Annotated in this window: 7 protein-coding genes; 6 read left to right on the forward strand and 1 reads right to left on the reverse strand. The window is 61.8% G+C overall.

The genetic code is table 11. From position 1 onward, the window contains the following. The first annotated feature begins 375 nt into the window (after positions 1-375). Together C515_RS21570 and C515_RS0116080 are read left to right on the forward strand one after the other, a co-directional pair. Entirely contained in the window at positions 376-1,227 is an 852-nt protein-coding gene (locus C515_RS21570) for a DUF3025 domain-containing protein (RefSeq protein WP_144290500.1), read from the forward strand. Positions 1,228-1,384: 157 nt separating this feature from the next. Further along, positions 1,385-2,650: an ABC transporter substrate-binding protein gene (locus C515_RS0116080; RefSeq protein WP_043650086.1), complete on the forward strand. Its 1,266-nt coding sequence runs from the start codon at positions 1,385-1,387 to the stop codon at positions 2,648-2,650. Positions 2,651-2,769: 119 nt separating this feature from the next. Here the strand turns inward: C515_RS0116080 and C515_RS0116085 are convergent, their stop codons facing one another. Beyond that, on the reverse strand, positions 2,770-3,303 hold the full coding sequence (locus tag C515_RS0116085) for a gamma carbonic anhydrase family protein (RefSeq protein WP_028456351.1): 534 nt from the start codon (positions 3,301-3,303) through the stop codon (positions 2,770-2,772). A 133-nt stretch (positions 3,304-3,436) separates the two neighbouring features. Here C515_RS0116085 and C515_RS22735 point away from each other — a divergent pair, with 133 nt between their 5' ends. The 4 genes from C515_RS22735 to C515_RS0116105 form a co-directional block, all read left to right on the forward strand. Beyond that, on the forward strand, positions 3,437-5,464 hold the full coding sequence (locus tag C515_RS22735) for a methyl-accepting chemotaxis protein (protein ID WP_051305032.1): 2,028 nt from the start codon (positions 3,437-3,439) through the stop codon (positions 5,462-5,464). 95 nt (positions 5,465-5,559) lie between these two features. Continuing rightward, positions 5,560-6,147, forward strand: coding sequence for a hypothetical protein (locus C515_RS0116095; RefSeq protein WP_144290501.1), 588 nt, complete (start codon positions 5,560-5,562; stop codon positions 6,145-6,147). Between the two features lie 86 nt (positions 6,148-6,233). Then, a complete protein-coding gene (locus tag C515_RS0116100; protein ID WP_028456353.1) occupies positions 6,234-8,285 on the forward strand; it encodes a M3 family metallopeptidase in 2,052 nt (683 codons plus the stop codon). A gap of 618 nt (positions 8,286-8,903) precedes the next feature. Further along, positions 8,904-9,094 (forward strand): transposase (locus C515_RS0116105; RefSeq protein ID WP_028456354.1); only part of this gene is annotated, 191 nt, incomplete at its 3' end.

Raw genomic sequence — 9,094 nt, forward strand, 5'->3', positions numbered from 1 at the left:
GCATGTGTAAAGCATGCCGCCAGCGTTCAATCTGAGCCAGGATCAAACTCTTTCGTTTAATCACTGTTACTACTTAATTGCGCTCGCTTGCTTAAAACTCAGAATCAACAAGTGTGTACTTGTTACTTCTGTCTTAAGCGCGAGTGCTGGTCAAACCAAGCACTCACACTCATCGGCTGTAGATTGTTAAAGATCGTTGCCCTGACGCTGCAAACTTCGCTAAACTTGTCGTTTCGCTTCGTTTCTTTCGCTGCGTCAGCAGCAGAGAGGCCGAACTATACGACCCGAACCCGAACCCGTCAACACCCCGCCACACAAAATCGCCACACAGTTCGATAAGTGCATGATTTTTATCGAACGCGACTCAGCGCCACCGTGCAGACAAACACACCAGCCCCCACCGACTCTTGCCATGACTGGCCGCATCCGGCCTTTGCCCACCCCGCTTTTGCACCATCCCGGCAACTGCTGATGGGCTTCCGGCAGTTTCCCGACCATGGCGACTGGGCCGCAATCCCGCCGCCCGCCCAGACAGGCGATCAGCAAGCTGTGCGCTTCGTTCACCCGGACAGCATCGATCGTTATTATGAACTGGCCATTGCCGAAACCGGCCAGGTCGCCACCCGCCCAGACAGCTGGCATGACTGCTTCAATGCCGCCATCTGGCACACCTTCCCGCAAAGCAAGCTGGCGATGAACCGCTTGCACTGCAGGGAAATGGCAAATGCTTTATATAACGCGCGAGGGCCCGTCAGGGATGCGGCCACGCTGCTCGACGAATGCGGCTTGCTGATCGCCAGCAGCGACCCCACCCTGCTCGACGCACTACGCAAACGTGACTGGCAACAGCTCTTTGCACCCGGGCGCTGGGGCCACGACATCCAGGCTTATGTAATCGGCCATGCCACGCTGGAATATCTGCTTGCACCATTTCCCGGTCTGACGGGCAAGTGCGTCCCGATCATGGCGCCACCCCGGTTTTTCGAGCTGGAACTGCTCACACAGATCGCGAAGCTCGATGCCTGTCTGGCCGATGCGCTGGACGCGGACTGGTTGCAAAGCCCGCGCCAGCTGCCGGTGTTGCCGTGGCTGGGCATTCCTGGCTGGTGGCCGGAGCAGGATGCAGCCTTCTATGCGGATAGGACACACTTCTGCCCGCCACGCACCGACAAGCCGCACGGCGATGCCCTAAGCACGAAAAACGCATTAACATTAGCCCTTGATTGAGGTTCCGTTGAGACTCCGTTTGCGTGCCGGCGCCTTGTTTGAGGCCAAAAACAGCATAAACCGGCTGCGCAAACCTAACAGCAACGGAATCCAGCCCAGCGCAGACCGGCCATGCCGGCCATGCCCGACACAGAACAAAGCGATGCGGAGGATGTGCATGAAACACCCGTGGAAAGCGATGTGTACCACCGCCCTGCTGGCCGCACTGGCCAGCCCGGTGCACGCCAAGGTGCGGATCGAATTCTGGACCATGAGTCTTGCCCCGAAATTCGAGCCCTATTTCAAGGCACTGGAAAAGAAATACGAAGCCGAGAATCCGAATGTCGATGTGGTCTGGGTGGATTACCCCTGGGACCAGATCCGTGGCAAGGCCTTTGCGGCCAATGCAATCAACCAGGCACCGGCACTGGTGAATTTCAACGTCGAGTGGGCCTATGACTTCGCCCAGTTCAACGCCATTCGGCCGATTGACGACCTCCTGGGCGCCGATCGCGAAAAGTATACGGCCGGCGCGCTGGATGACGTGACCTTCAAGGGCGGCAAGACCTACGCTTTCCCCTGGTACAACGCGGTATCGGTGCTCGCCGTGAACAGCAATCTCTTCAGCCAGGCCGGCCTGAACCCGAAGCAGCGGCTGATGACGCTGGATGACCAGCTGGCCGCCGCGACAGTCATCGCCCAGAAAGCCAAGGTACCGGGCTTTGCGCCCACACTGGGCCAGCCAATGCGGATTTTCCTGGCCGAAGGCCTGCCCATCGTGCAGGACGGCAAGGCCGTCTTCAACTCGCCCAAGCATGTCGAGCTGATCCGCAAGTTTGCCGCGGCGTACGCGGCCGGCGCGCTGGCAAAGGATGATCTGTTTGCCGAAGACAACTTCCAGACCTCGATCAAGCTGTACAACGCCGGCAAGCTGGCGATGCTGGAAACCTCGCCGACCGCGCTGAAGTCGGTCAAGGAAGATGGCAAGGCGGTGTATGGCGTCACCGAAGTGATGCCGGCCACTGCCGGCCCGACTGGCGTGGTCAAGGGCGGCTGGCTGTTCAACTTCGTGGTGCCGAAAAACGTCAACCCCGCCATCCTGCCCGAGGTGGCGAAATTCGCGAAGTACCTGACCAACGACGCCAACCAGCTGGAATTCTCCAAGGCCACCGGCGGCACCTTCCCGTCCGTGCGCCAGGCCGCGCAGGATGGCTTCTTCCAGAAACTCCCCGCCAATGCCGGCGCGCTGGAAAAAGGCCGCGCGATCGGCGCCGCGTCGCTGGACAATGTGCGCACGCTGACGCTCCTGGGGGTTTCCAATCCGGATCCGCTGCGCAAGAAACTGGTGGAAGAAGTCGAATCCGCCGTCACCGGCCGCAAGGACGCCAAGGCCGCGCTGGACAGTGCAGTGGCATTCTGGAACGCCAACATGAACAAGAAGTAAAGCCGCGCCCGCGCGGAACATGACAAAGCCCCCGCTTACGGGGGCTTTGTTTTATACATCGACCCCCATATAGCCACAACCCATTACAGAAAAGGGCCATGGCCATATACCCCAATCAATCAGCTGGCGTCGCGATACTTGCTCATCAAACGCACATAGTGCGCGGCGGAATAATTGAAGCTTTCCAGCTCCTCCGGTGTGAGATCACGCACCGCCTTGGCAGGACGCCCGACATACAGCTTGCCGGATTCCAGCACCTTGCCCGGCGGCACCAGCGAACCGGCGCCAATCATCACCCGCCTTCTGATCACGGCGCGATCCAGCACAATGGTGCCCATGCCAACCAGCACCTCGTCTTCGATCGTGCAGCCGTGCAGGATCACGCCATGACCGATGGTCACGCGCGCCCCGATCAGCAACGGCGCCCCCTGCGGGTCGTCCGCACGCTTGTGGGTCACGTGCAGGACGGCGTTATCCTGGATATTGGAATCGTCACCGATATGGATGTGGTTCACATCGCCGCGCAGCACCGCACACGGCCACACCGAGGCGTTCCTGCCCAGCCGCACGTCACCGATCACCTGCCCGGCCTCGTGCACCCACGCCCCTTCAGCCAGCTGCGGGCTGATGCCATCAAATTTGCTGATCGCCACTGCGCATTCCTCCTGTTGAGTCAGACCGCCAGCTTACCAGATGCCCGCGTGGCTTCGTGACGCCGGGCCGGCAATCGGCTTTCACAAAGCTGCCAAAGCCGCCTAGCATGAAAGCTGTCTTGTGGAGCCCGCCATGAATGCTTTCGTTGCCCCAGCCATGCAGCTGATGACCCGCTTGCGCTTTCCGCAGAAATTCCTGCTGATTGCCCTGCTGATGCTCATCCCCATGGTCTATATCCTGACCACCCTGCACCGCAATTACAGCAACAGCCTGACCGTCGTGGCGCAGGAGCAGGCAGGCCTGCAACTGGCCCGCCAGCTGCAGGAAATCATTGACCAGAGCCAGCGCCACCGCGGCCTGACCACCAGTTTCCTGCAGGGCAAGCAGGATTTTGCCCCGCAAATCACCGAGGCCGCCGGCAAGCTGAAGGCCGGCATGACCGCCTTCGAGCAATTGCTGGCGCAGCACGGAGAACAGGTGCCGGTGCAGGCGCGCTGGCAAGCAGTACGCAGCCAGCTTGAACAGGAGCTCGCGCAATGGCAGGGCCGCACGCCAGCGGCCAACTTCCAGGCGCATACGGCGCTGATCAGCGCCGAACTGCATTTCGCCGGCGACATTGCCCAGCACTCCACCCTCTCGCTGGACCCGGTGTCGGAAACCTATTACCTGCAAGACCTGTACTTCAACACCCTGCTGCCGCTGACCGAGGTCTCCGGGCAGGCGCGCGGCGCCGGCAGCCGCATCGCCACTGCCGGGCAGGCCACACCGGCCGATCAGGTACAGATGCATGCCCTGGCCAGCCAGATGCGCTTTCTCGCCAACCGCGTCGGCGAAAATCTGGCCCGCGCTGCCAGCGATGGCGGCCCGTACGCCGGCCAGCTCAAAAGCGACAGCGACGCACTGATGGCGCGCGTGCGGCAGCAGGCCGAGCAGATCGACACGCTGTTCGGCAGCGGCGAAACCGTCCAGATCGACCCGGCCAGCTACTTCGCCACCATGAGCGAGCTGATCAAGCTGGAAAACGCCTTCACCACCCGGCTGGCCGCCACCATCGAATCCGCGCTGCAGCCGCGCGCCGAAGCGCTGCAGCGCGAACGCATCCTGGCCTTTGGCCTGAGCATTCTGCTTTTTGCCATTGCCGCCTACGGCTTTGCCGGTACTTACTACTCGCTCAAGCATGCCGTCGACCAGCTCAACCGGGAAAGCCAGGCCATGGCCGAAGGCAATCTGGCCGCGCGGGTAACGGCAAGCGGCAGTGACGAACTGGCCAGCGTGGGTCGCAGCTTCAACCAGATGGCCAGCGCACTGGCCAGTGTCATCGGCCAGATCCGCCAGACCAGCGCCCGGGTCGACCACGCCGCGCAGGCGCTCAGCGGCAATGCCAGCCAAGTGGTCAGCGCCTCGCAGGAGCAGGCCAATGCCTCATCCAGCATGGCGGCGGCCATCGAGGAAATCACCGTCAGCATCGCCAATGTGGCCGACCATGCCGCCAGCTCGGCCGAACAGGCGCGGCGCGCCGAACGCGAAGTCGAGCATGGCGAGCAGATCATGCAGCAGGTGCTGGGCGAAATCCGCCAGCTCGAACGCAATATCGAGATGCTTGGCTCACGCATCGATACCATGCAGACGCACAGCAATGAAATCGGCCGCATCGTGCAGGCCATCCGCGACATTGCCGACCAGACCAATCTGCTGGCACTGAATGCCGCCATCGAAGCCGCCCGCGCCGGCGAGCAGGGGCGCGGCTTTGCCGTCGTCGCCGACGAAGTGCGCAAGCTGGCCGAGCGCACCGCCATCGCCACGCAGGACATCAGCGGGCTGGTGGGCAAGATCAGTCATGACACCGCCGCCGCCGCGCAGGGCATGGTGGATGCCCGCACGGAAATGCAGCGCGGCAGCGCACGGGTGGACGAGGCCACGCAGGCACTGTCGCACATTCGCGAAAGCGCCGGCCTGGAGCGTGATGCGGCCAGCGAAATCGACCACGCCATGGCCGAACAGCGCCAGGCCAGCCAGACGGTGGCGCAAAATGTCGAACGCATTGCCGGCATGGCCTCGGCCAATACCAGCAATGCCGAAGAAAATGCCAGACTGGCAGGCGAAGTGCGGCAATCGGCGCAGGAACTGGTCAGCCTGGTCGACCGCTTCCGGGTGAGCTGAGCGCAAAATTGCGCGCACCAGCCTCCAGCTTTTGTTGCCCGTAAGCCGGCAGACTGGCATTCTGCCGACTTCACCGGCTTCTGACGGTTTATCTCGTGAAACCATCATTGCAAGGCGCCCTGCTGTTACCGGCCAGCCTGCTCTTTACCAGCCTGCATCTGCTGTTACTGGGGTGGCTCGCGCCCTCCATCCCCTTGCTGCTGCTGACGCTGTACAGCGAACAGTCGGGCACGACCACCGGCCTGCTGGCGGGCAGCTGCCTGCTGGTACTGGCAATGCTTGCCCTGCATCAGCGCCACTTGCTGGGCAACTGGCTCAAGCGGCCCCAGCCCGCAGCAGGCTGGCGGCATGTGCTGGCGCGACTCCAGTCCACCCAGTTCATGCTCGTGGGCGGCCTGTTGATGGTGCTGCTGCTGATGGGCTGGGGCCTGTTGCTGCAGGAAGCACTGCGCAGCGCGGAAGCCAGAACCAGCTTGCCACTCACGCCAATCAGCCACGCTTCACTGTCGCTGGCCCTGTGTGCACTGTGGCCGCAAGCCGCCTGGCTACGCACCCGGCGCGCGATGCTGGTACTGGCGATACTGACGCTGGCGGCACTGCTGATCGGCCAGCAGCAAGGCTGGCTGCTGGAATACAACGACTGGCTCAAGCGCGGGATGCCGTCACGCAGCGTCGGCTTCTGACGGACAGAAACGAAGGCACTGCCGGCTTGCTTTTCGCCGTGGCGCCACCATATACAGGCGGTCCATCCGATTCGAGACCTCCCGCCATGACCACCACCAATCCCCTGCTCGACTTCTCCGGCCTGCCGCGCTATGCCGAGGTTCGGCCCGAACACGTGAACCCGGCGCTGGACAGCCTGCTGGCTGCCGCCGAAGCCGCCGTGGCGGCCAGTGAGGCGGTGGTCGCGGCCGGCAACATCCGCTGGGATACCTTTGTCGCACCGGGCCACGACGCCATGGAGCAGCTGGGCCGCGCCTGGGGCGTGGTGGCGCATCTGGAATCGGTGATTTCCAGCCCGGAACTGCGTGAAGCCTACAACGCCAATATTCCGCGCATTTCCAACTTCTACACCGCGCTGGGCCAGAACGAAACGCTGTACGCCGGCTACAAGGCCTTGCTGGCAAGCACCGAATTCGCCACTTACCCGCAGGCGCGCAAAACCATCGTCGAGCACGCGGTGCGCGACTTCAAACTCTCGGGTGCCGAGCTGCCGGACGCGCAAAAGCAGCGCTACGCCGAGATCGCCGAAAAGCTGGCCGAGCTGACGACGCGCTTCGCGCAGAACGTCATGGACGCCACCGACGACTACGCGCTGTATATCGATGAAGCCAGCGAGCTTGATGGCGTACCGGCCGATACCCTGGCAGGCTTCAAGGCCGCTGCCGAAGCGGAAGGCAAGAGTGGTTTCAAGATCACGCTGAAGATGCCGTCCTACCTGCCCATCCAGCAGTTCGCCAGCAACCGCGGCCTGCGCGAGAAGCTCTACCAGGCCTATGTGACGCGCGCGTCCGAATTCGGCCCGACGGACCGCGACAACACCCCGCTGATCAACGACATCCACCAGCTGCGCCAGGAAGCCGCGCAATTGCTGGGCTTCACGACCTTTGGCGAAGAATCGCTGGCCACCAAGATGGCGGACACACCGCATGAGGTGCTCGGCTTCCTGCGCGACCTGGCCGTGCGCGCCAAGCCCTACATGCTGGAAGACCGCGCCGAGATGGAAGCCTGGGCGAAGGAAAAGCTCGGCTACGACCAGCTGCAGCCCTGGGACGCGGCCTTTGTCGCCGAACAGATCCGCGAAGCCAAATACGCGTTTTCCGAGCAGGAAGTGAAGCAGTACTTCACCGAGCCCACCGTGCTGGCCGGCTTCTTCCAGCTGGTCGAGCAACTCTACAGCCTGCGTTTCGTGGCCCAGGAAGCGCCAGTGTGGCACCCGGACGTACACTACTATCGGCTGGAAAACCTCGACGGCAGTGAAGTCGGCGGCCTGTACATGGACCTCTACGCGCGCGAAGGCAAGAAGGGCGGCGCGTGGATGAACGACGTGCGCGGCCGCCACAGATTCGACGATGGCCGCGTGCAGACACCGGTCGCACTGATCGTCTGCAATTTCGCCCAGGGCATCGACGGCAAGCCGGCGCTGTTCCCGCACGACGACGTCATCACCCTGTTCCACGAAATGGGCCACGCGCTGCATCACCTGCTGACCGAAGTCGACGAACTCTCCGTCTCCGGCATCAATGGCGTCGAATGGGATGCGGTTGAGCTGCCCAGCCAGTTCATGGAAAACTTCTGCTGGGAATGGCAGGTACTGCCGCAGCTCACCCGCCACATCGACAGCGGCGAATCCCTGCCGCGTCCACTGTTCGACAAGATGCTGGCGGCGAAGAATTTCCAGTCCGGCAGCTTCATGCAGCGCCAGCTGTACTTCTCGATCTTCGACATGGAGCTGCACCAGCGCCTGCCGGCGCAAAACGTGCAGGAACTCGCCCGCGAAGTCCAGCAAGAACTCGGCATCCCGCTGCCGCCGGATTACAACCGTTTCCCGCAATCGTTCAGCCACATCTTCGCCGGCGGCTATGCGGCCGGTTATTACAGCTACAAGTGGGCGGAAGTGCTCAGCGCCGACGCCTATGCCGCCTTTGAAGAGGCCGCGACCGCGGGCGAGCCCATCGTCAACGCCAAGGTCGGCGCCAAGCTGCGCAGCGAAATTCTGGCGCGCGGCGGCGAGCGCGACGCGCTCGCCAACTTCGTGGCCTTCCGTGGCCGCAAACCGCAGATCGACGCACTGCTGCGCCACACCGGGCTGGCGAAGTAATTACTCGGCTCGGTCGACAACAAAACAGGCAGCCTTGGCTGCCTGTTTTGTTGTGGTCGGTGGAATCTCTACTTTGAATTGAGCTCCAAAACCGATGTCTGCTTATCGTCCTTAGCAGACATACATCACCAGCAATCAATGTCAGCTGCATCGTATCAAAGACGATGAACTACGAATTAACCGGCTAGTACGGCTTTGTCGATTAATGTTCGATGGTCCGTGGGGGTTATGCCGCTTGTGCAGAACGCCCTCCCTCCTTCGGCATGTTTTTACCCAACAAAGAAATAGCTTCAGCGAAACCCTCTCCGGCACCGCAACGGGAAAGTTGAAGCACCTCATTTAGCCCAGACCTACTTGACAGAGTGATTTCCTCGTATCGACAGATGGGTAGCTCCTTGTTGTCTTTGAATCTTTTATCGGGCCCGCCAGATTTGTTGACGTACTTCCATGTTCGGTCAACGATTTCGGCATCCCGTGGAACTGACTCACTTTCAATAAATCGAGTTGCACCAACCTCTACTCGCAGCTCTTGATAGCCAACCGCACCTACGCCGGTGAGGTTGACCGCGAATTTCGGATACCAAGCGTAGCCAGATAAACTGGCATACGGAGGTATCGATGTACAAAATCCCGAAGCAGAGCTACACCACCGAGTTCAAGCAAGAGGCGGTCCGTCTGGTCGAGGCCGAAGGCAAATCCCCCGCTCAGGTCGCCCGCGAGCTGGGCATTTCCGAGCAGACACTCAGCAACTGGCGCAAAGCCAGCAAGGCGGGAAAACTGGCCGCCGGCACCGGCAAGGCGATCACGCC

This window comes from Chitinilyticum litopenaei DSM 21440 (assembly GCF_000428145.1).
GTDB lineage: Bacteria > Pseudomonadota > Gammaproteobacteria > Burkholderiales > Chitinibacteraceae > Chitinilyticum > Chitinilyticum litopenaei.

What these genes read in the sequence shown, in the direction of transcription:
- C515_RS0116080 (WP_043650086.1), top strand. Translation starts at nt 1,385, where the DNA reads ATGAAACACCCGTGGAAAGCGATGTGTACCACCGCCCTGCTGGCCGCA.
- C515_RS22735 (WP_051305032.1), top strand. Translation starts at nt 3,437, where the DNA reads ATGAATGCTTTCGTTGCCCCAGCCATGCAGCTGATGACCCGCTTGCGC.
- C515_RS0116100 (WP_028456353.1), top strand. Translation starts at nt 6,234, where the DNA reads ATGACCACCACCAATCCCCTGCTCGACTTCTCCGGCCTGCCGCGCTAT.